24 protein-coding genes are annotated in these 23,964 nt (G+C 34.5%); 21 read left to right on the top strand and 3 right to left on the bottom strand.

Annotated elements, in window-relative coordinates:
* Positions 1 to 121 precede the first annotated feature (121 nt).
* From L6494_RS06615 to L6494_RS06605, 3 genes are all read right to left on the bottom strand, one after another.
* Positions 122 to 373 (bottom strand): hypothetical protein, encoded by a 252-nt coding sequence (locus tag L6494_RS06615; protein WP_237992802.1) that lies wholly within the window; start codon positions 371 to 373, stop codon positions 122 to 124.
* Positions 374 to 2,118: 1,745 nt separating this feature from the next.
* Positions 2,119 to 3,687 carry a hypothetical protein gene (locus tag L6494_RS06610; protein WP_237992799.1) on the bottom strand — a complete coding sequence of 523 codons (1,569 nt, stop codon included), beginning with the start codon at positions 3,685 to 3,687 and terminating at the stop codon, positions 2,119 to 2,121.
* A 568-nt stretch (positions 3,688 to 4,255) separates the two neighbouring features.
* Positions 4,256 to 4,546, bottom strand: a complete 291-nt coding sequence (locus tag L6494_RS06605; RefSeq protein WP_237992797.1) for a hypothetical protein — start codon at positions 4,544 to 4,546, stop codon at positions 4,256 to 4,258.
* 255 nt (positions 4,547 to 4,801) lie between these two features.
* Here L6494_RS06605 and L6494_RS06600 point away from each other — a divergent pair, with 255 nt between their 5' ends.
* The 21 genes from L6494_RS06600 to L6494_RS06500 all read left to right on the top strand — a co-directional run bounded on the left by L6494_RS06600 (position 4,802) and on the right by L6494_RS06500 (position 23,964).
* Positions 4,802 to 5,077: a hypothetical protein gene (locus tag L6494_RS06600; protein ID WP_237992795.1), complete on the top strand. Its 276-nt coding sequence runs from the start codon at positions 4,802 to 4,804 to the stop codon at positions 5,075 to 5,077.
* 592 nt (positions 5,078 to 5,669) lie between these two features.
* Positions 5,670 to 5,918 carry a hypothetical protein gene (locus L6494_RS06595; protein ID WP_237992792.1) on the top strand — a complete coding sequence of 83 codons (249 nt, stop codon included), beginning with the start codon at positions 5,670 to 5,672 and terminating at the stop codon, positions 5,916 to 5,918.
* Between the two features lie 141 nt (positions 5,919 to 6,059).
* Positions 6,060 to 7,202, top strand: coding sequence for a hypothetical protein (locus L6494_RS06590; protein WP_237992790.1), 1,143 nt, complete (start codon positions 6,060 to 6,062; stop codon positions 7,200 to 7,202).
* A 75-nt stretch (positions 7,203 to 7,277) separates the two neighbouring features.
* The gene (locus L6494_RS06585) at positions 7,278 to 7,661 is read left to right on the top strand and encodes a hypothetical protein (protein ID WP_237992788.1); all 384 of its coding nucleotides are present in this window, start codon (positions 7,278 to 7,280) and stop codon (positions 7,659 to 7,661) included.
* A gap of 43 nt (positions 7,662 to 7,704) precedes the next feature.
* Complete coding sequence (locus L6494_RS06580) at positions 7,705 to 8,112, top strand: hypothetical protein (protein WP_237992785.1); 408 nt, start codon at positions 7,705 to 7,707, stop codon at positions 8,110 to 8,112.
* A gap of 42 nt (positions 8,113 to 8,154) precedes the next feature.
* Positions 8,155 to 8,700 (top strand): hypothetical protein, encoded by a 546-nt coding sequence (locus L6494_RS06575; RefSeq protein WP_237992783.1) that lies wholly within the window; start codon positions 8,155 to 8,157, stop codon positions 8,698 to 8,700.
* Entirely contained in the window at positions 8,687 to 9,952 is a 1,266-nt protein-coding gene (locus tag L6494_RS06570; protein WP_237992781.1) for a terminase large subunit domain-containing protein, read from the top strand. The genes L6494_RS06575 and L6494_RS06570 overlap by 14 nt, the downstream gene beginning before the upstream one ends.
* A 6-nt stretch (positions 9,953 to 9,958) precedes the next feature.
* Positions 9,959 to 11,467: a hypothetical protein gene (locus L6494_RS06565; protein WP_237992779.1), complete on the top strand. Its 1,509-nt coding sequence runs from the start codon at positions 9,959 to 9,961 to the stop codon at positions 11,465 to 11,467.
* A gap of 100 nt (positions 11,468 to 11,567) precedes the next feature.
* Positions 11,568 to 12,188, top strand: a complete 621-nt coding sequence (locus L6494_RS06560; RefSeq protein WP_237992777.1) for a hypothetical protein — start codon at positions 11,568 to 11,570, stop codon at positions 12,186 to 12,188.
* 31 nt (positions 12,189 to 12,219) lie between these two features.
* Positions 12,220 to 13,176, top strand: a complete 957-nt coding sequence (locus tag L6494_RS06555) for a phage major capsid protein (RefSeq protein ID WP_237992775.1) — start codon at positions 12,220 to 12,222, stop codon at positions 13,174 to 13,176.
* Between the two features lie 20 nt (positions 13,177 to 13,196).
* The gene (locus L6494_RS06550; RefSeq protein ID WP_237992766.1) at positions 13,197 to 13,544 is read left to right on the top strand and encodes a hypothetical protein; all 348 of its coding nucleotides are present in this window, start codon (positions 13,197 to 13,199) and stop codon (positions 13,542 to 13,544) included.
* Between the two features lie 4 nt (positions 13,545 to 13,548).
* Positions 13,549 to 13,863, top strand: a complete 315-nt coding sequence (locus tag L6494_RS06545; protein ID WP_237992764.1) for an HK97 gp10 family phage protein — start codon at positions 13,549 to 13,551, stop codon at positions 13,861 to 13,863.
* Positions 13,864 to 14,340, top strand: a complete 477-nt coding sequence (locus L6494_RS06540) for a hypothetical protein (protein WP_237992762.1) — start codon at positions 13,864 to 13,866, stop codon at positions 14,338 to 14,340. It abuts the gene before it with no gap.
* Positions 14,337 to 14,951 carry a hypothetical protein gene (locus L6494_RS06535; protein WP_237992760.1) on the top strand — a complete coding sequence of 205 codons (615 nt, stop codon included), beginning with the start codon at positions 14,337 to 14,339 and terminating at the stop codon, positions 14,949 to 14,951. The genes L6494_RS06540 and L6494_RS06535 overlap by 4 nt, the downstream gene beginning before the upstream one ends.
* Before the next feature lie 5 nt (positions 14,952 to 14,956).
* Entirely contained in the window at positions 14,957 to 16,438 is a 1,482-nt protein-coding gene (locus L6494_RS06530) for a phage tail sheath subtilisin-like domain-containing protein (RefSeq protein ID WP_237992750.1), read from the top strand.
* A gap of 32 nt (positions 16,439 to 16,470) precedes the next feature.
* Complete coding sequence (locus L6494_RS06525; RefSeq protein ID WP_237992733.1) at positions 16,471 to 16,932, top strand: hypothetical protein; 462 nt, start codon at positions 16,471 to 16,473, stop codon at positions 16,930 to 16,932.
* A gap of 20 nt (positions 16,933 to 16,952) precedes the next feature.
* Positions 16,953 to 17,366, top strand: coding sequence for a hypothetical protein (locus L6494_RS06520; protein WP_237992731.1), 414 nt, complete (start codon positions 16,953 to 16,955; stop codon positions 17,364 to 17,366).
* Between the two features lie 215 nt (positions 17,367 to 17,581).
* Positions 17,582 to 19,621: a hypothetical protein gene (locus L6494_RS06515; RefSeq protein WP_237992730.1), complete on the top strand. Its 2,040-nt coding sequence runs from the start codon at positions 17,582 to 17,584 to the stop codon at positions 19,619 to 19,621.
* 58 nt (positions 19,622 to 19,679) lie between these two features.
* Complete coding sequence (locus L6494_RS06510; RefSeq protein WP_237992728.1) at positions 19,680 to 20,477, top strand: hypothetical protein; 798 nt, start codon at positions 19,680 to 19,682, stop codon at positions 20,475 to 20,477.
* The gene (locus L6494_RS06505; protein ID WP_237992726.1) at positions 20,477 to 20,938 is read left to right on the top strand and encodes a LysM peptidoglycan-binding domain-containing protein; all 462 of its coding nucleotides are present in this window, start codon (positions 20,477 to 20,479) and stop codon (positions 20,936 to 20,938) included. Before L6494_RS06510 ends, L6494_RS06505 begins: the two co-directional genes overlap by 1 nt.
* Positions 20,939 to 20,958: 20 nt before the next feature.
* Positions 20,959 to 23,964, top strand: coding sequence for a peptidoglycan DD-metalloendopeptidase family protein (locus L6494_RS06500; protein WP_237992716.1), 3,006 nt, complete (start codon positions 20,959 to 20,961; stop codon positions 23,962 to 23,964).

Below are 23,964 nucleotides of genomic sequence, written 5' to 3'. Positions count from 1 at the left end.
AATAGCAAAAGGGTAGTTGTAAAAAGTGGGCAATAGTCACGCTTATCATTATTGATAATCGATAATAAAGCCCCCTGATTTCTCAGGAGGCTAATTATAGAAAACAAATTAAACTAAATTCTTAATCATCTTTTAACAGTCTACCTTTAATATCTTTTATATTGTTCTCCTTCATCCATTTTTCTGCTTCTGCAACTAATACATCATTTACATTTTCTTGGTTTACTCCAGGTTCATTTAGTACACCAGACTCGTCAATATCCTTAAACATTTTCCCCATATTTTCAAGATGCTCTATCCTCTCTTTTAGATCACGTTGTCTAGCTTCTTTAATAGCTTTAATGGGATTAGTAATTTTACTCAAAAAATCCATAATGTCTCTCTTTAATTTAATTAATTTAATTTAGAATTCAGGGGTTATTTCCCTTAATTCATATTGTTAATATAGCAAAAGTATAGTTGTAAAATCTGGGCATTAATAATAGGGGGCTAAAACTAAAAACCCCCTTAGCTATAGTTTGCTAAAGAGGTTAAGGGAGAGATTCTATACTGCTCTTAAAGGTGGCTTAAATTGGTGGGATTGCTAAATCTACATTAGCCAGGGATTCTTGAATGAAGGGGAACCTGGGGTGGGGGAGGATTAAGTTTAGTGTATAAGCTTTACAATAAATACATACGTTTTTAAGTATTTATTCTCTAATAAATTAGGTATAAAAAAGTTAACTTGGAGGAGAAGTTTTGAGATTATAGGGGAATTGAAATGAGTGATGATTTTACTCCGCAACAGATGTCAGGGATGCTTGTTATGTTTATCTTGATGGTTAGTTTACTCAGAGGTTGTGTAGACCCTCAACATTCATATAGATACAATTCATGTATGGTAGGGTCTTCTAAACAAGCTGCTTTGTTCAAGGCTGTATTTTATTACTTATGGGTTTAGTAGGGCTCACCTTCAATTTAAATGAGGGGCGTTTTACACTTTACCCCTTAATTTATATTCCTCGGATTTTACTGATGTTTGTATTAATTCTAAATGTTAAATTTCACTCATCTGTATCTTTCTAAGGAGACTTTATGGTATTTAATAATTTAAAAAAACCCATTAAAATTTCTGTTTATATTTTTAGCTTTATCTGGGGTTTTATCAGGCTGCTGGGTAGGACCAACTTGTGCTGGGTATGGTAAAAAAATATCTAAAAGTTGTGCAGAAAAAAGAGGATTAAGTTGTACAACAGTGAGCCTAACAGCATCTTTATGGGAACCTTGTGATTAGAAAACGAAGTAATTTTAAATGGCTGTAATCTTTATCTAGCAAGGGATTCAGCCATTATTTATTACCTATTTTAGACACCTATAGGGTAAACCATTACTTTACTCCCTGAATCGATTTTACTCATTGGAGTTAAGCTCACTACACTTTATTTTTATTCTACTTATCCTATATCCTTGCGTATAACAGTATGGTTCTGGAAAAATTATATCTTTAACCCAATGTACACCTTGATAAATAAAGGCAATTATACATAAATAAAAAAAGATCATAGAAATATTATCTGACAAATCTTTCATACTTCTTTCTAATAATGTTAGGTATTCATTGATACTACATTAGTGGTAATCAAAGAGGCTATAGTGTCATCACTGAATATTAATAAACTTATTAGCAGACTCAAGGGCAAGATAATAATATGAAATAAAAATCAAGTAGTTTGGGGAATAAGAGATTTAAAAAAGGAGGGATTCAAATTTCCTGTAAATATTATATTAACCCTATCCACCGCAGATTAGCTGTTCTGCTATTTTGATATATCTTTTACTGAAATCTGGGGGTTTCAACCATCAGGTTACTTGATGTGTGCGAGGTGTGTAAAATGGCTGTAAACTATACAGGGTAAGGCTTGTAAGGATACCTATAGACAACTTATCCTATCTTGTATATTTCCTCTCCTATATTTCCTAATTCCCCTCCATATCTCCTTCTCTGTCCCTCCATTTCCCTAGGTTTGCGAGTTTACTTAATTTAAGCTTACTTAAGCGGATGAAAACTAAAAAAAAGGAGGGATTGTAGTAATCCTTCCTCTCCTATGCCCGTAGGGCTTTTAAGTAAACTTTATTAAATTAAACAAAATCTTTTTCTTCAAGAATGGCGTATTTTAGACCACTATTCCTTTGAGCTATATCCATAGCTTCCTGGGGAATTTCACCTATTGTAACAATCCCATCATGTTGATTACTAATTACCTTAAACCCAAAGTGTTCACTAATTATAGTTAAGTGATGAATATAGGCTGCTTCAGTACCCTGCAAGAAGAACGCTGATATTTTTCTCTTCAAGGCATTTAAATTAATCCAATCCCCTTTATCACTTCTATAATCAGTAAGATCAAAAGTCATACCAGTCTTGTTTACTACAAGCTGCTTGCCCCCTGGATAGATTGAAGCTTCAGGGATGTAAACATCTACTAACCAAGTCTGCCAAGCATCAATAGATTTTTTAAGAGGGGCAACCAATTCACAAAACTTTAGATAGAAATCTAGTGCTTTATCAGCATCACCCTCAGCTTCCTCACATAAGGCACGTATGATTGCTACATCAACATATTCTATACTTTCTACTTCTATTCCTTTGACTTCTTTCACAACTTTCTTACCTTCAAAGTTCTTTTTAGTAACTTTCTTTTGTAAATGAGCAGCCATAATTAAAGCCATGAAGCATTGTTTCCATCTATCTTTGCTGATACCAACTTTATTTGCATAAACCAATTTATCTTGATTTAAGTATTCATGTAGCCAAGATGTATCAATATTAGCTTTTTCAAACCATTGAATTAACCCGTAAACTTGGCTAGATTTCAAATCATAGTTTTTTAGATTGGGAATTCCAGAGAACCCTACTTTTTTCATCTCTCTTGAAGGTGATTGCATCCCGCTACCTCTCTCAGTTAATCTTCCACTCATCTGTGGATCTTTATAACAAACCTTATAGTTTACAAAGTCCCCATCTACTTCAACAATATTTGCCATGATATGATTAAAGCATGATCTATCTACTATTAAAGCCCTCCTATTTTTTTCTTTATTCTTATCTTCTCCCCACATTGAATCAGCTCTCAGACTCAACAAATCTATATGGTCTTGTAGTGCTTTTATATTAACTGTACAGGTTGATATAATTTCCATAGCTTTTAAAATTAAATCAGGAAATGGGTGATTACTATCATCATTCTTACGATATCTAATTACTTTGTTCATTTTTTTGCCAGACATTAAATCATAGTAATTACATTTAGCAAAATCTTGAACTGTCTTAGGAGAATGATAGTCTATGTTATCCAATACCTCTAGGGGTACTCTAAAGCACCTAGATAACCCATCTTTTTTAGAATAAAATTGGTCTAGAAATATTCCATCAGCTATTTCAATTGTATCTATTAACTTAATTTCTAAGATTTCATCCTCTACCATTTTTTGAAACTGTACTCCTTTCTTACCCCACTTCTTTCTAATTAAAGTGGAACTTATAGGAACCCAACCACTTTCTTTTTTAAGGTAGGAGATTAAAGTAGAGTTATATATATGAGCAAAGAATTGATAGTCTTCTTTAGTATAATCTTTTAGTAATTTGTCCAGGTATAACTTAGTTACTTCTGGGGCTCTTAAATTGGAAATAATATAAGATTTATTCATATTCAGTTTTAATTATTTTATTCTGTTGTTTATTTAGTTTTTTGGGAAAGGGGGAAGGTAAAGGAAACTGACCTCTACTTTTCAGATTCTAGATTTCTTATCCCCTCTCTCTATATCTTAGCAATTAATAATAGAAACGTCCACTGTTTATAAGGTATAAAATAGGCAATTATAAATCATTAAAAATTAATAATTCTCTATTTAATATTCCCTAAATATACTTTCCAATCTAACTCGTCATAATCATTTGAGTTATTTGGTAAGTAATAAGGTTCCCCTTTATAGGTATACAGTGTGGGGGGTACGTGCTCCTCCTCTTCTCCAGGCCCCACCTCCTTAGCATATTTGTTAATGGCTGTAATGATTAAAGAAGATAGGGATATATTATTCTTAACAGCTAACTCCTTCCAGTATTCCTTTGTGTGTCTATTTATTAGAAAAATGATTCTTGAGTCTTTCATGTTGTATGTACACAATATTAGTATGTCTCTCTATATATAGAGAAGTGTCCAATATTTTAAATAAAAAAGACTCCTGAAAATCTCATCTCAGGAGTCTTTTTTATTGCCTATTTTATTGGCTCACACCCCTCAGAGGTCATAATTCCTATCTGATAGGCTGCACCAGCTTCAGCAGGGGAAATTTTATATCCTTTATTCATCCTTTCAATTGTTACATTTCTAAGATTCCTCATTTTTTCACACACCTGGCGAGCTTCTTCCTCTTGTTGTCTTTTTTCAGAAATCTTCCAGGCTTCAGATATAAGCCCTACTACACCTCCCCCAGTTACACAGACTAGAAACACAACTAATATCAAATTAGCATCAGATAATTCTGAAAGTTTATCTATAATCTTCATTATTTAAACCCCTCTAATTTTATAGATTGTTTTGTATCAATTTTATTCAGTATTACTCTAAAGTGCCAATGAGGATTTTACTGAATTAATATTTAGTTAACTTAGTATTGATTGTTCACTTATTCTGTCATTGTTTACTGTTTTGTTGTTTTCTATGTTGTTTACTTTATTTAGTAATCTTTGCTTAAGAAAAGGCTAAAACCCCCCGCATAAAAGGTAAAATAGTAACAGCAACCCACAAATAAATCCCACTTTATGTACCCATCAGATCCACCGCCCAACTTACAAATAATAATAAAAGAATTAAAAACATCTAGAGATAAATTAGACAGAGTAATAGAAGCTTTGAATGTAATGGAGGATCAAGTAAAAGATAAATTAATCCAAATTCATCCCTGGCAGTATTATAATTTAGCTCACTCTTTAGTTGAAAAAGATCTCTTCTATATATATGACAAAGTTGGAGCTTACTATTACAAAACTCCTAGAATATATTGTGAGGTTGAGGATGAGGAATCTGAAGAGAGTTAATTTGAATAGGGGTGTTGATTAGGTTTTCTTAACTTTGACAACTCAAGTTGCAGCTTACTTACTAGAGATTTATAGGGGGGGTGTAGCTTCTAGCTGGGAGAAGAAATCTACTACCTTCTAACCTAATGTTTACCATAGATAAAGTAAACTAAAAAGTAAAATTATCATAGAGTAGAGTTTACTGTCACAACCTTTTTCTATACTAATAAACTAGAAACTGGGTTGTGACAGTAAACTTAAAAATAGGGGGCTGGGGTGAAGTTGGGGAGGTAGATTTATTTCTCCCTAATAGCCCGGAGGGCTTTAAGTAAACATAAGTTAAAGTAACCCAAGCTTAAGAATTGATAGGTTTAGTAATCAAGTTAAGGTCCCTATATAAGCCCCTTAATATAGGTAATTAACTGGTTCTGTAATGAGAGTACCAGATATAGAATTGATAGGTTTAGTAATCTGTTAAGGTCCCTATGTTTAGCCCCATAATTAAGACATCTTCAATATTTAGAGGCTGATAGCGGACCTATTATTAATGCCCAGATTTAACAATACCAATTTGTTAGTATATAGATATAGATAAAAGATTAAGGAAAAGATTATGGATACTGGAAAAGCAGCTAGATTAGGTACAGCAGGTTTATTAGGATTAGCAGGTATATGCACTATGAATCCTGTACTAATGTTATCTGGGATGTTAGTTGTAGAATTAGATAATGCAGTTGAGAATACTAATAATTTAAAAGGTATTTTAGAGTTAGAAAAGTTAGCTAAGGAGTTATTAGCTAAGGAGTTAGAGGGTATTGACCTTGATTGGAAAACTAAAATTAGGGAAATGGATAAAGAATAATTATTAAAGAGTAGAATTTAGAAGGCCCTAATTTAGGGGCCTTTTTTAGTATAAAAATACTATTTAACTTAATAATGCCCAGATTATACAATACTTAATTGTTAGTATGTAAATATAAATAAAACTTATTACTAACAAATTATGAATATTATATCAACAGATAGTTTAAAGAATTCTATTTTAGCTTCCACTCCAGAAGTAGACTCCACCATTTTAGAAGAGCTTTGTTTCCTAACAAGAAAACATAATTTAAAGTGGGTTCCTAATAAGGAAGACAATGGAGCTTACTATATTATGAGTCAACTTAGTGTAGCCAAAGGTTTAGACCCAGAAGATTATAGAAAGCATTGGAGTCCTGAAGCTAAATCCACTCCCGCCGCAAAAGGGCGGCAGTTAGAATCTTTACCTGGAAAGGCTTTTTTACTAAAAGGTAAAAGTTTAGCTAGATTCAAAAAAACCTATGAAGAGACCTATGGTAAAAGTTTAGGTAGAGCTTCTGCTATCCGAGTTGGAGATTGGCAACATGCTTATGCCTATTTAATTCAAGGTAAAACAGAAGCAGCTAAAGATTTTCAAAGTTTAGGTTCCAGAGCAATTGAAGATTCCTCAACTAAAGAAATAAAAAGAATTAACAATTCTCAAAATCCTCCTGTTAAATTAATTTCAGAAAATGAACTTCAGGATCAGATTATTAAATTAACAGCCTACTCAACTATTAACCTAAGATTTGAAGTAGGGATAAAGAATTCTTTTAACACCCCAGATGAAGCCTCCCATAGACGCTGGGATTGGGTTGAACAGTTACCCAGAGTTGTTAAGGTATATGAGTTAAAAGCTAGAACTATCTCTGAGAATGATATTAAGAATACTTTATATAGTAAACATTATTTAGAGTTAGCTGCACAAAAGTATAATAATAAACCTATTGAATTTATATTCACTTCTCCCAATGGAATTTCCTGGGAAGCTAAAGCCTTGATTAGAGAGTTAATGAATGATCAATTAGGGTATACAAATATTCAAGGTGTCAAAGCTAAGATTTCTTTTGTAGACCTCCAAGATATTTCTCAAAGACTTGTAGACAATATAGTTAACAATAACCCTATTGAATCCTGGTTTTGGTTATTAAATAAGTTAAGAACAGAAGATTTAAATTTTGTGGTGAGTCCTAGAACAATTAGTAAATTGAATTCTCAAGTTAGCCAAGCTTATATGGATGGAACTTTAGTTCGTAAATCTATTAATAATGTAGTTTCTATAAACAGTTTAGATATAGCAGCTTAGTATATAAGGTGGGTATAATTTATGCCCACTTTTAACATCATTAATAATCTAATATTAAAGTATAGGGGGTGAAGTATGGACACATTAGAAAAGGCTTTTCAACTTTACATTCAAGGATTTAGTTTACGTAATTTAGAGAAAAGATTTAAGATTCCCAAATCAACTTTAAGTTTTAGATTCAAGAAAAGATATGGAGACAATTATTCTAGTCTTAAGAATAAAGAAGGGGTGATGTCAGTAATCAATGAATATCTTAGAAGCCCTAGTTTAAGTAAAAGAGAAAAGAATACTATTAAAAGTTGGTTATATTTAAATCTCTCAAGTGTTATAGATTCTGATATAAGAAATCATCAAACCCCACTATTCTCAGATAGTAAATTAGATAAGTTAACTAGAGAGCAGTGTTCAAGAAGAGAGAAAGATTGGAAGACTTTATTTGAAGCAATGTTGACCGCCTAATTATTATTATTACCCTATTTATAAATTTAAAGGATATTAAAAAATGTATAATCAAGCTTTTATTTACCCAGAACAAGTTACCACCCTCACAGAATCCTATATTGATACAGATGACCTCAAGGAAGTTCTAGAAGCTTACTTTGCCAATGAGTTGGATAATGTTGAACCTTACCTTGGTAGACTTTATATGGAGCCTGCTAAGTTACACCCTACTAATACTTTATGGGGTCAATTAGATTCAGACACTGTTAGTAAACTTATTAGTAAACTACCCTCTGCCCATAAAGCAGCCCTCAAATTAAATTATGACCAATCCCCTGAACTTAATAAGAGTTTGCTGTATGAGTACTATATAAGAGAGCAGAATACTTCATCTGTTGACTCTTGGATAGCGGCAACATTTATTGAAGCTCTTGAATTATTGTCTTATGATATCTTGGATATTTTGTAAATAATTGGACAGAGTATAAGTTTATATAAATAAGACTTTATTATGTTAGGTGTATTAAGCACCTTTTTTGTTGCTTATATGAACCCAAAAAACCAGAGGTTAACTCCTCAACAAGAAGACTTTATAAGATTACTGGCAGTAATAAAACCTGGGTTAACTCGCAAACAAATTCAAGCTTTATATGAATCCAAATTTGACTCTATTATTACTGATACACAATTAAGGGATTTACTCCATAAACTTAAACCGAGTATAAATAAGACTAAGGATTCTGAAGCTTTAACTCTTGAGTTAGCTAGGAATTTAGGGCTTGTAACTTTAAGTGAAAAGATAAATAGAATTATAGCTTTAGAAGATATAGCTAATAAATGTATAAATGGGGACCCTCATGAAATACAAACATCCAGGGGAGAAGTAGTAGTTATAAACAAGAAAGATTTCTCAACAGCTATAAATGCTATCAAAGCTATTAAAGAAGAGGTAGGTGTAAGTGATAACCAACAGTCTACTTATGTAATTCAGATAGGGGATGCTGTTCCTCCTAAGACTCCAGACTATGAAGAACTTGAGGGGGATGATGAACTATAAAGCTTTTAATATAAACTTACACGCTAATCAAAAGAAGATATTTACAGACCCTGCTAGATTTAAATTACTTGTTTGTGGTAGGAGATTTGGGAAGTCTCATGAGTTAAGGACTGAAATTATATATGCTGCTACAAGTTTCAATCAACCCTATGATCCTAACTTCCCCCCAATAGTAGCCTTAATAATGCCAACGCTTAAGCAAGCTAAAGCGGTACATTGGAAAGCTTTAAAGAGTATATTAAAGGATGCCCCTTTTGTAGAGAGTATTAACAATACAGATTACAGAATAACTCTCAAAGGAAACAAACCAGACATTATACTCAGGGGTGCAAATGATGATGGGGGTGATGGATTAAGAGGTTTAAAATTCTTTTTCTGTGCCTGCGATGAGTTTCAGGACTTCAAAGTAGGAATCTGGGATGATGTTATCTTACCTGCATTAGGGGATACAGAAGGCTCAAAAGCAACCATATGTGCAACTCCTAAAGGTAAAGCTCACCCGCTATATCATTTCTATCAGAAGATTAAAGACTTAAAAGATTGGGCTTACTTTCATTTTCTAACTAAGGATAATCCATTCTTCCCAAAGGCTCAACTTAGGCAAGCTAAAAAGCAAATGCCTGATAAAAGTTACCGTCAAGAATTTCAGGCTTCATTTGAGGATTTTGATGGGCAGATATTTGACCAATTTAATATCAACCATAAAGTAAATAAAATACCTGATGATTTATCTTATTATTTGGGGTGTGATTGGGGGGATGTAAATCCAGCAATCTCAGTAATAGGATTATCTAAAGACCATACTCAGTTTTATATAGTAGACTCCTGGTATAACTCAACTGGGCAACCAATAACTCAAGATGAGTTTTTAGATAAAGTAGCCAAGTTCTGTAATCAATATAAAGTTTACAGATGTTATCTTCCTGATGATAGACCTAGCTCAATTTTAGCTGCTAGAAACCTAGGTAAAGAGAAGAATATACCAGGCTTACAGAGGGCAGTGAAGGTAGTTAGAAATGAGATAAAGATAATGGAAGGTTGTGAGATTATCAATTCTCTTTTATATCAAAACAACCTATTTATAAAGCAATCTCTTAGTGAAGTTATCTTACAGTTTGAGAACTATCACAGGGCAACTAATTCAGAGAATCAGATATTAAATAAACCTGCTGATCATCAAGAAGACCACCTAGTAGATGCTTCTAGGTATGTCCTTGCAACCTTACATCAATTAATACAATCCAAGAAATAATATTATATGTATCCTAATATTTTAAGTTTAGGTATTTTGGAAGCAACCCATCCAGAATACTCTAGTATGTTACCAGTTTGGGGAGAGATAGATTTATTAGCTTCAGGCGGTTATAAACTAAAGCAAGCTATAGAATTATTCTTACCTCAGAGACCTGGAGAAGATGCCCAGACCTATGAATTCAGATTAAAGAAGTTTACCTATCTAAACATTTTAGCTAGTGCTATAGGGGATGTAACCTCTAAATTATCTAATAGTTCTTTAGTTGTATCAGGTGCTGATGTTGAGGAAATAAATCAATTTAGAACAGATACCAACTTATCAGGCAGAGATGAAAAAACATTACTTGCCCACTTATTAAGAGAAGCCCTCAAGTTCAAGAAAGTTTATTTACATATAGACAAAACTAGAAGTGAGATAACTCCACTTAATAAAGCCCAAGAAGAACTTTTAAAAATCAAACCTTATATTACAACCTATTCTCCTTTTGAAGTAATTAACTGGTCTGAGAGTAAAGGTAAACCCCAGTGGATTAAAGTTAGGCAAGTTATAACAGATACTTCTAATCCTCTCCTACCTCCAATTACTAAAGTTATCTGGACTTTTATTGATTCAAATTATATTGCCAGGTATGAGGCTTCTAATGTTGAGTTAGATAAAAGTGGAGCAATCTCTAAAATAGAAGATGAGAATGTAAATGATGATACCACTATACCTTTAGTAGGTAAATTAATAGCTCATGGTTTAGGGGAGATTCCTGTTGTCAAATTGGAGTTACCTGATGAGATGTGGTTAACTGACCAAGCTGCTGCCAAAGCTTTAGAACATTTAAGAACAGATTGTGCAAAGTATGATTTATTAACATTTGCCTACTTTCAAAGAACTTATAAGAAAGTTCAAACCCCTGATAGTAACTTTGAGGAATCATTTGCAGATTCAGAATCTGGAACACCCCCAACAGGATTACAGTATGTTTTGGAATTAGATAAGTTTGAGTGGAGTGAACCTCAAGGACATATTATTCCTCACCTAATGGATGCCCTAAAGCAGATAGAGGGTCAAGTAAAAACACTTCTATCTCAAGGTGGGGTTTCTGCTGAATTAGGTGTTGTAGCTCAATCTGGTGAGTCTAAGAGAATGGACTTTGTTAAGGAAGAAACCTTATTAAGATTCTATGGACAGTTACTCTCCAGCACATATCAAAAGGTTCTTCAATTAGTAGCTAAATCAGTAGGGTATTCTCCCGACCTTATTAGTGTTACTGGATTAAATGAATTTGAGAATGATACTCTAGAATCCCAGATATCTAAATTAATATCTTTATCTGAAGTTGACTTTAATAAATTAAGAGGAGAGATACCTGCTACAGCTTACAGTTTAATTTACACTGACCTAATTTCTAAAGCTACAGGTAATCTTTCAGCAGAACAACAGGAGCAAATTAAGAAAGAGATTGAAGCCAAACTTAGAGAACCCCTAATCTTGGACACCCCTTCTATAGTATTGGACACTTAATATTTATAGAAAGAGAATACTTAATTTAAAAACATTGGACAGTATTCTTTTATATAAGATGGCAACTGGATAAGCCTCAAACCAGACTACTCAAACTGTATTGAGAATAATATACAGATACCTTAAATTTACAAAGGATTTTATGACACCTGAAGAAATCACCGCACTTGTTAATTCTAGTATTGCTGAAGCTATTTCTGGTTTAAAAGAAGACTTCACAAAAGCAAATCAAGGATTAGCCTCCTCATTAAGTAAAGAAATTAAGAAAACCTTATCTACAGTAAACCAACCTTCTGAGACTGAAACTCCAGAAGTATCAGATAAGCTAACTCTCAAAACCCTCCAAAATCAATTAGTAGACCTTCAAGCTAAATTAGACCAGAAAGATAAAGAGACAATTTCAGTTAAGAAATCTCAAGCTATCTCCCAAGTAATTGCTGAGTCTAAAGCACTTAATCCCAAATCCCTGCAAAAGTTACTTAATTTAGAATTTGGGGATTATTTAAAAGAAGAGAATGGTACTTGGTATGTAGTCAAAGGTGATGATTCTATTTCTCCTTTAAAGGATGCGTTGAACTCTTATTTAAATTCAGATGAAGGTAAATTTTACTTACCTCCTTCAAATGTTAATGGTTCAGGTTCTACTGAAACTAAACCTGCTCCTGTTAACCCTACTCAAAAAATTGATACTGCTGATGCTTTATTTCAAGCTTTCAGTTAAGAATAAACTTTAAAATTTAAATATATAAAATATGACAGTTATTGTTGATCCTATTAAAAGTTTGCAGCTCGTTGTACAAGAGGAAATTGCTTCTTTACAACTTAATCAATATCCTATGTTGAGCCGTCTGACCAAGAAAATTACTAGTCAGAGAGTTATTAAGTGGAATGCTAATACAGGTGGAGCTAGTGTAACTGGTGAAGCTACCACAGCAGATGTGTCTTCTTTCAGTGAAGATGCTGTAGTTGGTGCTTCCCTACCTATTGGTACTCACAGACTACGCCATTCCTTCCAAGTGCAAAAAGAAGATATTGCTGAAGCTGCTGCTGCTGGTAAAGGTGCTTTGCGTGATTTGTTTGGTTATGAGATCCAAAGTGGTATCCGCGCCATTATGGAAGCCTTAAGTGGTCAGGTTTACACTGGTACAGGTTTGGCTGCTCATGGTGGAGTTGTAGGTTTAGGTTCAGTTGTAGCTAACGCTGCTTATGCTGGTATTGACCCTGCTACCTATACCCTTTGGTCTGCTATTTTTAATACTAATGGTTCAAACAGAGCTTTGACATCTGCCTTGATGTTAGCTATGGAAACTGCTATTGCACGTAAAGCAGGCAACTTCACAGCTATCTACACTACCCCAGAAATTGTAGCTAAATACAAAGAATTGTTTAATGCCAACTTAGGTATTATCAATCAACTACCTGCTGGTCAAGCTGACCTTGGTTACACTGGCGTAACTTATGCTGGTCGTCCCATTATCTCTGACCCTTACTGCCCAAATAACATTCTTTACTTTGTTAATGAACCTGAAGTAACCTTGTATACTTTTGGTCAAAATAACACTCAATCTAGAGAAGGAATGCAGGTTGCTATTGAGAGCCTACCTTCCAGCAATCCAGATGCAGAGAAGTATGTTATCTATGTTAAGCCTCAATTGAAGGTTCATAACAGAGCTAAAGGCGCAGCAGCATTGAATGCCATCACCCAGTAACAATTCTTAGGCTAAATTAAATGGCACAGTTTACAACCAGTCAAATTGAATTAGTTGAAAGGTTGACTGGTCACTCTATCTTTACTGAATTAGTGCGTAATCAACTCACTTCTGAATATACAGAAACTGTAGTTGAGAGAGCTTTAGAAATAATTACAGAAATAGAGAGTCTTGACCTTCTACTTAAAGAAGCTAGGGAAACCAGTTATGTAACTGAGAGTAGAGGGTCTAAACTGTCCTATTCCCTTCATGTAAAACACTTAAAAGGTGAGGGGAGCAGGTTACTAAAAGAGTTGGCTTACATCCTTAAAATAGATGTAATTTACAATAAGTATATTGGCAATAAGAAATCTACATCATATTGGTAAACTTATGATTTCTTACCATATTAAGGCATCTGGACCTTTATTTAAAAATAAGAATATAACTAAAGAGATTATCCAAGAAGCATTAGAAGAGACAGCAGATTGGGCTCAGAACAGACTAAGAAATAGGACACCTGTAAAGACAGGTAAACTAAAAGCTGGATGGTATGTTGCCCCTAGTAAATCTTCTATAAGATTGGATAACCCCACATCTTATTCTTCTTTTGTAGAAAAAAGAGTTGGGATGGTAGCTAAGACAACTCCAGAAGTAAAAGAACAGTTAAACCAAATTTTACTTAAAAAGACAAATAAATTAAAGTAAATGAAGCTCTACCAACAACTTGCTTCAGTTGAAAATAAGATAGCAAAAGTGGAGGAAAAGCTGGGATTACCTCAACGTAGACATCTTTTAATTAGACATCAAACGTATAATACAACTACTAAAACGATTGATATAGTTGATAATTTAATAATCCCTAAACCCTATATTACTTCTGTATCCCCCAGGTTTTCAAACCTTCAGATTAGTGTAGAAGGTGCTGATTCTATTTTTATATCTATTAATGATATGCAAGTAGAGATACCCAGAGTATATTCTAAATCCCTAATAGCCCCATCTGGGAATACTAAATCAAGGTTTGTTATTGATCCTCCTGTAGATAACAATAATCAAATTATCTATTCTAGCCCCTCCACAAAAGACCTAGGGGCAGTTGATTATTATAGATTGATATTCCTATCAGAAAATAATCCAACAGCCTGGAATTTGATTTTAACAAAGGATAAAGATAGAAAATGAATATCCAAATAGTTAGACAAAAGATTAGAGAATTCTTAACTATTAGGGTTGCTATTAATCAGTGGGATTTAGATTATCCTGAGTCTTATTACTTCACAGTAAATAACCAAAACTATCCTGCCAATTCTGCTATTGAAGTTCCAGTGCAAAGTGTAGTTCACTTAAAAGATGGGCAAGCCTCAATTAAGACTACAGCTAGATTTCCCTACAGGTTAACTTATATGTTTCCTGGTCAGATGCCTTACCATGAGCTTCCCTGGGCGGCATTTGAAGGGGTATTATCTACTTTGCATATATATTCTTTAATTCAGTCCCCTGACCCTGATATAGAGTATTTCCAACCAGCAGATATAGAGGATTCTATTACAGTAAGTAGAACAGAAGACCAGGATGGAGATTGGTTAATTCACTTAAACTTTGCTTTTGATGCTACTTTTAGGACTACTGAATTTCCTGATATTAGTGACCTACAACCTCCAGGTTATTTTGATACTTCTAATCCACCTTCTCTACAAGAATTACAGATTAGGATAAATAGAGCAAAGCCTAACTTTAGTCCATCTGATAACTCAACATATACAGAAGACTCTACTATTTTAATTAATACTTAATAAATATGACGACTAATATCTTCGCAAACTTTACACGGCCGGGTACTAAGGTAGTAGAAAGTACCCAAGGATACCGTTCATTAGAATTAGCTTCTCATCAAGCTGTTTATATGATAGGTTCCTCAGCTTCAGGTGATTATTTAAATCCTACCCAAGTAACCTCACTAGTTGACTTTACTAATGTATTTGGTGCTAGCCCTTCTGAAGCATCAGTTAAATTATTCTTCCGCAATGATAAAAGAGGGATTCTTTACTTTGTAAGAACTCCTATTGCTAAGAGATTTAAGATTACTGTTACTACTGCTGCTGCTGGAGCTTACACTACTACAATCAATGGAACAGCAGTTACCTATACTGCCCCTGCTAGCCCTACACCTACTTTAGCTAGTGTTGCTTCAGGTTTACTAGCTGCAATTAATAATTCCAGTGTAGCTGATGCTGTTAGTGCTGTAGCTGGAGAAGACACAGATGAGTTAATTGTTAGAGCAGACAATCCTCTAGCTACCTTAACTGTAGTGGTTACTGGATCTAACATAACAGTTACTGAAGTTACCCCAACCACACCAACCTCTGTAGATTATATCTACGCTATTGAAAACTCTTTTGATGTAGATGATGAATGGGCTCAAGGATTCTTAATTGCCCCTCAAGCATTCCAAGCCTTAACTGTTCAGTCAGATAGATTAGCTTTGGGTAATGCTATGGAAGCTTTGGCTTCTGATGCTAGCTTTGATTGGGTAGCTTTAATTGATATGGGGGCTAATTTAACTATAGCTGAAGTTCAAGTTGAAGCTGCTTTGTATGCTTCTGCACAAGGACACTCCAGCGTATACTACCCTTACCTGACTGACCTAGAGGATGCTACTGTTCCTCCTTCTGCTGGTGTTGCTGGTTTAGCTACTCGTGCATTCAAAGAAGAAGGTTTCCAACAACCTCCTGCTGGTGCTAAGTTCCCAGTTCTAGGAGTTAAGGATGTAGTAACCAAAGTTAATAATGCTCAACAAGATGTTCTCAATCCTCTAAGAATTAATGTTATTAGAAACCTGAGAAATAAGGGTGTTGTAGTTTGGGCTATGAGAACTCGCTCCACAAATGAATTCTATAAGTTTGTCCATACTAGAGTTATTATGAATGTTCTTAATGGAACACTACGTAAAGGGTTTGACAATGAACTCTTCTCTATTATTGATGGTCAAGGAATTCTATTAAATAACATTTCCCAAACAGCCTATGCAGTCTGCTCCCGTCTGTGGAGAGGTAAAGCACTATTTGGTGCAACTGAAGCTGAAGCTTTTGAAGTTAAATGTGATTTTGAAAACAATACTCCAGAAGAATTAGAGCAAGGTAATGTATTGCTAGAAGTCTATGCTGTACCTGCTCCTGCCTTAGAGAAGCTACTTATCTCAACCATACGAGTTAGTATTGGCACTCTTCCCTTAAACCAAAATCAGCTTGAGTCTCAAGTGATTACTGGACAGGTAGTTTAATTTAAACATTAAGAATAAACAATAATAAAATTATGAGACTTAATCCAATTTCACCTGTGAACAATGCAGATTTCTTAATTACTATTGAAGGTTTAAGTTCTGTATATTGGACACAGTTTTCTGGTGTAAAAGCTAGTTTCAAAAGGTCTACTTTTAATGATGGTCTTTCTAATGCTACCCGCACTACTGAGGGTGGAAATAAAGAATACCAGACAGTAACCATTTCTAAACCTCATGACCCTGAAACAGATGGTCCAGTGTTTGACTTTATTAAACAGAAAGAAGGTGGAACTAACTTTGATTTAACCTTAAGACCTGTTAAAAGAGTAAGCAATGCCCAAGGTACTGATACCTTCAGGGGTAACAAAGCCTGGAGACTAACTGGATGTAAGATATCTAGTTGGATGTGTGCTGATGGTATTGATACTGCTGATGGTACTAAAACAGTAATGCTACAGATTGAATTCTCTGTAGAGACTGCGGAATTTAGTTGAAAATTAAATAAAAGGAAAATATGGCTAGAAAAGTAATAGTTGAAGAAGCAAAAGAAATAGCTCCTGTAGAATCTATTTCCTTACCTAAAGAAGTAGACTCTTCTGAATTTCAAGTAGAGTTTAACCAGGAAGAAGGAACAGTTAAGTTTATATTAACTGATGGAACTCCTGTTGAAATGAAATCTCCTAAATCCCGTCAGTTTCTTTTACTAGAAAGCTTTCTAAAGTCTGCTGATGAAGATTATAAAACTGAATCATTTATTGCCTTAAAATTAGCTTCACTGTGTATGACTAAATTTGGGGATAAAGATAAAGTTTCTTTTGATGAACTTTTGGATATTTTAGAAGTTGAAGATATAGAGAGGGTAGCAGCTAGCTTAAGTTGCTTTCGAGATAAGCTTGAATATTTGGCAAGAAAATCAACTTCTGTTTAGTGTTCAATCTCAACCAGCATTAACTTGTACTGAACTACTTCAATCCTTAATTCTAGCCTGTGGGGGGAGTATCAATCCCTCCTATTTTCAATTCTTAGATATGGAAATATCTGAATGTTTATATCACTTATATGTGTTCATTGACCTAAATAAAAAACAAAAACCCTCTCCTGAAAATAAACTACATGAGTGGGGAATGACAGGAGGAATTGAATTTGGCGAGTAATAACAATGTAATTATCACCCTACAGGCAAATGATCAGGCTAGTGTAGTAATTAGGAACTTAAATTCTCAATTAGATAATGGATTAACTAAATCATTAGGTAGAGCAACATTAGGGGCTAACTTAATGACCAGTGCCATTACTACTGGTTTAAATAGTATAGGTTCCTTACTCACAGGGATTGGGGGTAAGTTAAATGATGCAATGGATATTCAGCAAGAGAACATATCCACGGCTGGAACCTTAATGAAGCTTGTAGGTTTAAATTTTAAAGATGCTACTTCCTTCATTGATGAATTCTCTAATACTATGTCAAAGGTGGCTGCTTCCTTACCTGGGGCAACTTCAGACTATGTAAACTTAGGGAAAGGTATTATGGATAACCTAGTACCTGCTTTTAAAGCTTTAGATGGTTCATTTGACCAGGAAGCATATAAGGAAGCACTAAACTCAATATCCAAGGATGCCGGATTTCTTGCTGCCACCTCAAAAGTAGACACATCTCTTGCTAGTTTAGGTATTAGTAAATTCCTTGGAGGAGCTTCTACTGCCTCCCTTACAAAACTTAAGTTCTTTGAAGCTAACCCTGCAACATTAGCTTTTATTGAACAAGAGGCTCAAAAGTTAGGTAAAAGTGTAGAAGATTTAACAGCTAGAGAAAGGGTAGAAGTTTTAAAAAGAGCACTTAAAGTTCCAGACGAAGTTATCAAAGCTTCAACCACATCAATATCAGGTTTAATAGAAGGATTTAAATCCACTCTACTTGATCCTCAAACTGGTGTCTTTGGGCTTATGAAAGATTTATCTAATGATGAGGGTACTCAGTCAGCTTTTACTGCACTTAATGATGGACTAATAGGTATATTAGGTGAAGATGGATTACTAAATACAGTGGGTGTAAGCTTGCGTAGATTAGGAATCTCTCTAGGGGACCCAATGGTAACATTAAGAAATGGAATCCTGGGCTTTAATAAAAGAGTAGAAGAAATTAATAATTTTCTAAAATCCTTTAATAATAGTGTAATCTTCAATGTTAATGGAGAGGAAAAGCTTAGGGAATTATTTAGTAAAATATTTAACTTTGAAGGATTAGGAACTAAATTAGCTGCATTTACAAATCAAGGTTTAGATTTTTTAGGTAATTTAGATTGGGGTTCAGTATTTGGATTTGTAGGTACTAAGTTAGCTGAATTATTTAATGAAATATTTAGATTTATAATTAAATTAGATTTTGTTAAAATAGGAGATGTAATTCTAAAAGCCCTTGGTGGATTATTTATAGGGTTAGGAAAGTTCTTATCTAATTTAGATTGGGGAGCTTTATTATTAACTCTAGGTAAATTAATAGGGTATGCTTTATTAGGTGTTGTAGCTGTAGCTACAGCTATGTTAGTAGCCCCAATAGTTGCTAGTATAGGGACGTTAGGGTTAGCTATTGCAGGGCTTATAGCTGGGGTAACAGCAATAGTAGCAGCTAACTGGGAGAACTTAACTAATAGTATTAAATCATTTACTGGTAAGATATCTCAATTTTGGGATAATGTAGAAACTCACATAGAAAACTTCTTTGTTGAAATAATTAGGAGAATACCTGTTATTGGGGAAGTTGTTGCTAAAGCTGAAGCTAAGAATCCTGGACTTTTGAAACAGAGTGTGGGTAACTCACTTAATACTTTTGGGAGTGCCTTAAAATTTGGAGCTAGGCTTATCCCTGGTTTTGGGGCTCTAATACCTAACTCAGCAGAGGGTAGAGTAGATGGATTGATAGCTGCTGCCATTAGAGAAGGTAAAGCCTCTCCTCCTGGGTCTGGTTTAGTAGTTGCTAATACTTCAGAAGCTATTCTTAACAGACAACAACAATCTGCTTTAGTTAATTCTTTAGGTAGGAGAGGGACAGGGCTAAGTATAGGCTCTATCAATATCCATACTCAAGCTACTGATGCTAAAGGTATAGCCAGAGATGTTATGAGAGCTATTGTCTCTGAATACAATAACTTCTCTCAAGGTTATATAACTGCACCAGTAAACTAAAACATAAATTCTAACCCTACTAGTTTCTAGTGGGGTCTTATTTTTTATTTAAATAAATATGCCTAATACTAAAGTTATTGAAGGGCTAAATAATGCCAATAAAGTAAGTGATATATATGCTTACTTAGTAGATGAAAACAGTAAATCAGTTTTCACATTTTTATATAATCCTGAGCAGAAATCTTTTTCTAGAACAGCTAATTATGATGAAGGGATTACTGCACTAAATTCTATTTCTTCTCAATATTATAAACACACCACAGGTTTAACTCTTGGGTTATCTAATCTAATACTTGAAACCTACAACCAAGGTAAGTCCTGTAAATTATTACTACAGAGATTACAATCCTTAATGGTGGCTGACCCAAGTAAGGGACAATATACACCTTCTCCTGTTTATTTTAAATGGGGTACTGATTCTTTTGGACCTGCTGTGATTACTAATATTTCCTGGACTGAGACATCTTGGCTTACTGGAGAAGTAGCATCAGCTAGAGTTAATTTAACCCTATTAGAAATACCTGAGAGTCAATTACCTAATAAAGCTAAAATAGAGTCCTCTGAGAATCGTCTACAAGCTGCCTTAAATAAATCAAAGGTACTAACAGACAGACAAAAGGATGAAGGGCTTGCTAAGGCTAAAACTTGGCTAATTCAGAATAGAAAGAAGTTAAGAGATGATATCAGTAATTCAGTAAACTCTAATAAATATAAATTAACAATATATTCCCAAGAATCAACTATGGGAGTAATCAATATCTTTACTGATAAAGGTGGGGTATTAGGAACTGTAGGAACTTACAAAGATGGGAAGCTTGATACTTCCAAAACAACTTTACTAAAGAAGGTTAACTAATGAGTATTCTTCCAAATAAAATAAATGTTCAGGTTGGGGACTCCTTGAGTAAAATTGCTTATGAAGTATTAGGGGATTCTTCAGGCTGGAGAGATATAGCTACTATTAATGATATAGATATTTTTAAAGCATTAGAAATAGGTCAAAACTTAACAGTTCCTAATAAGCAAACCGCAGAAAGAAAACTTAAGAATCTAGGGGCTGAAAGTATATTAAGTGTTAATGAAACTGTCCAGACTAGGGTTAAAGAAATATTAGATTCTAGGGAAGCTAAAATAATAAGTAAACTTATAGGTTTTGATAATAAAGATAGGGAACAATTATTAAAAGACTTGGACTTATCCTCTTTATCAAAAGGGCTAGCTACTCCTACTAAAGAAGAGAGATTAAGAAAAGCTCTTAACATTGAAAATAATAATACTGACACCCCAGCGTGGAATCTTATTTCGTGGATTTTATAAATATCTAAATTGAATAAATTATGGCTAATATTAATAATCAGAATCCTAATCCTGGTCAGGATTTACTCTCCCCTTATTGCAAAGTGACTATAGGTAGTATAGGTTCAAAGGAAGCTGATGTCTTTGAAATAGGTGATGGACGCTTAAAGAATGTAAGTGTAACCCTAGGGGAAGGTAAAGTTCAATCTAACTGTAGATTTACTGTTCTTGACCCTGAGCAAAAGTTGACTGATAAATATATTGCCTATATTGAATCAGTTGGAGGATTAACTCCTTTAGAAGCTCCTCCAGAAACCCAAGAACAAACCCCTACAATTAGTTCTGTTACTAACTCTGCTGTAGATGATGGTTCTAACTCTGGTAAAGTTTTATACGAGAAAACAATAGCCTCTACTTTTGGGTATGGTGAAGCTACTCAAGGAGGAACATTAGGTGCATATGGGGACACAATAGACTTCAATGGTCAGTATGCTGCAATGATTCACCCTAACTATGTGGCAGGGGCTGCTGACTCTGAGAAATGGCGTACTTATTATAAGTATGCAAAAATGAGGGTTACTAATTTAAGTAATCAAAAATCAACCATTGTTACAGTAGTTACTACAGGTCCTTTTGCACTAGGTTCTGATGGAAGAGCAGCAAGACCTCTTAGACCTCATCCTGATAGAAAGATTGATTTAACACCTGGAGCTTGGAAAGCTTTAACTGAGGAACCCCCAGGAATACTTAATGTAAAGATTGAATGGTTAGAAACAGGTACAACTACTTCATCTACAACTGCCTCCCAAACCCCTCAACCAAAGAGCCAAATTGTTGCTGACTTAACTAAAAAAGCTCAGAAAACTTTAACTGATTTTATTACTTTTAAAATAGGAGACTGGCCTACCCCTAAAGTTGGGGCTACTAAAAGTATTATTGTATTCCCTGGTCATGCTGCTGATACTACTGGAGGAGGTGGAACTAATGGTACAAGTGGAGTCTCTCCTGTAACTTATAAAGGTGAATCCAGAATAAAGGAATTTGTAGCTAATGATATATCAGTAGAGTTATTTAAAGAAGAATTAACTAAAGCTGGTTTTACTATTATTAATGCCCCTACATTACCTTCAGCCAGAGGAAATGCAGCTAGAACAGCTTACTATGAGCAAATTAAACAGCTAAAAGAAAGCACAGGGGCTTATGCTTTAGAACTACACTTTGATACCCCTAATGGTGGTAAATCAGGAGTAATCCCTGGAGGTAAGTATGATTCTAGTGGTAATTCTTTAAATGTAATGGATGTAGCTTTGGGTAGAAGTTTTGGTACATTCTCCTTTTACCATAGGCAATCTTTAGGTGGTCCAGCAAGAGGAATAACACTACTAGAGTTAGACCCCTTAAATAGCACTTTAACTAATTTAATTGATAGTGCTATAGCTACTAACAACTATCAAGCTTTAAGAAATGCTCTCAGACCTTATGCCCAAAAAGCAGCAGCAGCCTTAACTACAGTAACCTCTGGTGTAGCTGTTAGTAATGAAGCAGCTAACTCTTCTGTGAATAGTGCCAAGTCCCCTCAAGTTGAGAATACCTCTGCTGCTAAAACCCTAACAGGTGCTCAAATAACTGTTGAGTTAGGTTATGGGGGCAAGACTATATCCGCTACCAGTTTCATTCATGTAGGGCTAAGATACTCTCTATTTGAACCTCATGCTTTAGAGTTTACTGGTCAATCTGCCTCTTGGGTGTTAACTCAAAGAGTTAAAAATACAGCATATCAAAAGATTACTTTTAAAAAGTTAGCTGAGAAAATTACCTCATCTTATGGGATGAAATTAGAGATGCCTGAAGATGGTCCACTCTATGAATACTTCCCTCAGAGAAGTCAGACAGATTATGAGGCTTTACTAATTGAAGCTAGAAGAATTGGTTATAGAGTTTATACCAAAGGTGCAACTTTATACATTCAACCTAGAAAAGGTATTGACCCTAATCAACAAATATTTGTTCTCCAATATGGGGAGAATATGGGGACTTTCTTTGAAGTTACTCATCAAGCTTCTACTGACTCAAAAGGTGGGGCTAGGTCTTCTCAACCAGGGAGTAACAATTCAACTGGAGAAAGAAAGTTTGAAATTGACCCTGACTCTGGGCAGATTAAACAAAAGAGAAAAGAGAATGTTACAGGCACAGGTAATAGTTTAGATGCCTCTACTACAGGCTCTCCTTTACCCCTTCCTGCTCCTAAAACTACTGGAGATACTAATGCCTCAGATTCCCAAAGAAAGGCTAATGAAGACAGAATTAAGGGTATTATAGCTAATGCTGAATTCCCTACTACTCCAGAAGCTTTAACACTTGACCCTGATACTCCTTTTAAGACTGAAGGTATCTCAACTGTCTTGGACAGATTCTGGGTAGTGGATACAATAACCCATGAGTATGAAGGTGGTAAGTTATCAACTAAATTAAGTTGCTATAGTCCTATAGCAAATAAGAAAGATACTGCTGATATTAATAATGGTGAAATTAAAACTGATAGCAATAATCCAGTTGGTAAAGCAGTAAGACAAGTATTTGATAATGTTGCTGGATTCTATGGGGTAGTTGGTTTTATATTCCCAACTAAAGGAATATATACATCTCCTTTTGGACCTAGAGGAGGGAGAAACCATAATGGTATAGATATTGCTAATAAGTTAGGGACTCCTATTTATGCAGCAGCATCAGGTACAGCAGTTATAAATCAATCTGGGTGTGAGTTCTCCCCATCTGGAAATAATAAAATTAACAGAGGTTGTGGGGGAGGATTTGGTAATTATATTACTATCACTCATGCTAATGGTTATCAAACTATATATGCCCATTTAAGTGAAATAAATATAGAAAATAATACTCAGGTTACTCAAGGTCAACTAATAGGAACTATGGGTAATAGTGGGGGCAGTAATGGAGTTCACCTACACTGGGAAGTATTAAAAAATGGTAGGAAGATTAACCCTTCTTCTGTTATAAAACTTCCATCTTTAATGAGTACAATTCTTTAA

It is taken from the genome of Nostoc sp. UHCC 0870 (assembly GCF_022063185.1).
In the GTDB taxonomy this organism is placed as follows: domain Bacteria; phylum Cyanobacteriota; class Cyanobacteriia; order Cyanobacteriales; family Nostocaceae; genus Trichormus.
Note: the sequence above shows the minus strand (reverse complement) of the source record. Positions and strands in the feature narration are given on the sequence as shown.

Excerpts from the sequence above, each read along its gene's own strand:
- L6494_RS06615 (WP_237992802.1), bottom strand. The coding sequence starts at position 373 with ATGGATTTTTTGAGTAAAATTACTAATCCCATTAAAGCTATTAAAGAA.
- L6494_RS06610 (WP_237992799.1), bottom strand. The coding sequence starts at position 3,687 with ATGAATAAATCTTATATTATTTCCAATTTAAGAGCCCCAGAAGTAACT.
- L6494_RS06605 (WP_237992797.1), bottom strand. The coding sequence starts at position 4,546 with ATGAAGATTATAGATAAACTTTCAGAATTATCTGATGCTAATTTGATA.
- L6494_RS06600 (WP_237992795.1), top strand. The coding sequence starts at position 4,802 with ATGTACCCATCAGATCCACCGCCCAACTTACAAATAATAATAAAAGAA.
- L6494_RS06595 (WP_237992792.1), top strand. The coding sequence starts at position 5,670 with ATGGATACTGGAAAAGCAGCTAGATTAGGTACAGCAGGTTTATTAGGA.
- L6494_RS06590 (WP_237992790.1), top strand. The coding sequence starts at position 6,060 with ATGAATATTATATCAACAGATAGTTTAAAGAATTCTATTTTAGCTTCC.
- L6494_RS06585 (WP_237992788.1), top strand. The coding sequence starts at position 7,278 with ATGGACACATTAGAAAAGGCTTTTCAACTTTACATTCAAGGATTTAGT.
- L6494_RS06580 (WP_237992785.1), top strand. The coding sequence starts at position 7,705 with ATGTATAATCAAGCTTTTATTTACCCAGAACAAGTTACCACCCTCACA.
- L6494_RS06575 (WP_237992783.1), top strand. The coding sequence starts at position 8,155 with ATGTTAGGTGTATTAAGCACCTTTTTTGTTGCTTATATGAACCCAAAA.
- L6494_RS06570 (WP_237992781.1), top strand. The coding sequence starts at position 8,687 with ATGATGAACTATAAAGCTTTTAATATAAACTTACACGCTAATCAAAAG.
- L6494_RS06565 (WP_237992779.1), top strand. The coding sequence starts at position 9,959 with ATGTATCCTAATATTTTAAGTTTAGGTATTTTGGAAGCAACCCATCCA.
- L6494_RS06555 (WP_237992775.1), top strand. The coding sequence starts at position 12,220 with ATGACAGTTATTGTTGATCCTATTAAAAGTTTGCAGCTCGTTGTACAA.
- L6494_RS06550 (WP_237992766.1), top strand. The coding sequence starts at position 13,197 with ATGGCACAGTTTACAACCAGTCAAATTGAATTAGTTGAAAGGTTGACT.
- L6494_RS06545 (WP_237992764.1), top strand. The coding sequence starts at position 13,549 with ATGATTTCTTACCATATTAAGGCATCTGGACCTTTATTTAAAAATAAG.
- L6494_RS06540 (WP_237992762.1), top strand. The coding sequence starts at position 13,864 with ATGAAGCTCTACCAACAACTTGCTTCAGTTGAAAATAAGATAGCAAAA.
- L6494_RS06535 (WP_237992760.1), top strand. The coding sequence starts at position 14,337 with ATGAATATCCAAATAGTTAGACAAAAGATTAGAGAATTCTTAACTATT.
- L6494_RS06530 (WP_237992750.1), top strand. The coding sequence starts at position 14,957 with ATGACGACTAATATCTTCGCAAACTTTACACGGCCGGGTACTAAGGTA.
- L6494_RS06525 (WP_237992733.1), top strand. The coding sequence starts at position 16,471 with ATGAGACTTAATCCAATTTCACCTGTGAACAATGCAGATTTCTTAATT.
- L6494_RS06520 (WP_237992731.1), top strand. The coding sequence starts at position 16,953 with ATGGCTAGAAAAGTAATAGTTGAAGAAGCAAAAGAAATAGCTCCTGTA.
- L6494_RS06510 (WP_237992728.1), top strand. The coding sequence starts at position 19,680 with ATGCCTAATACTAAAGTTATTGAAGGGCTAAATAATGCCAATAAAGTA.
- L6494_RS06505 (WP_237992726.1), top strand. The coding sequence starts at position 20,477 with ATGAGTATTCTTCCAAATAAAATAAATGTTCAGGTTGGGGACTCCTTG.
- L6494_RS06500 (WP_237992716.1), top strand. The coding sequence starts at position 20,959 with ATGGCTAATATTAATAATCAGAATCCTAATCCTGGTCAGGATTTACTC.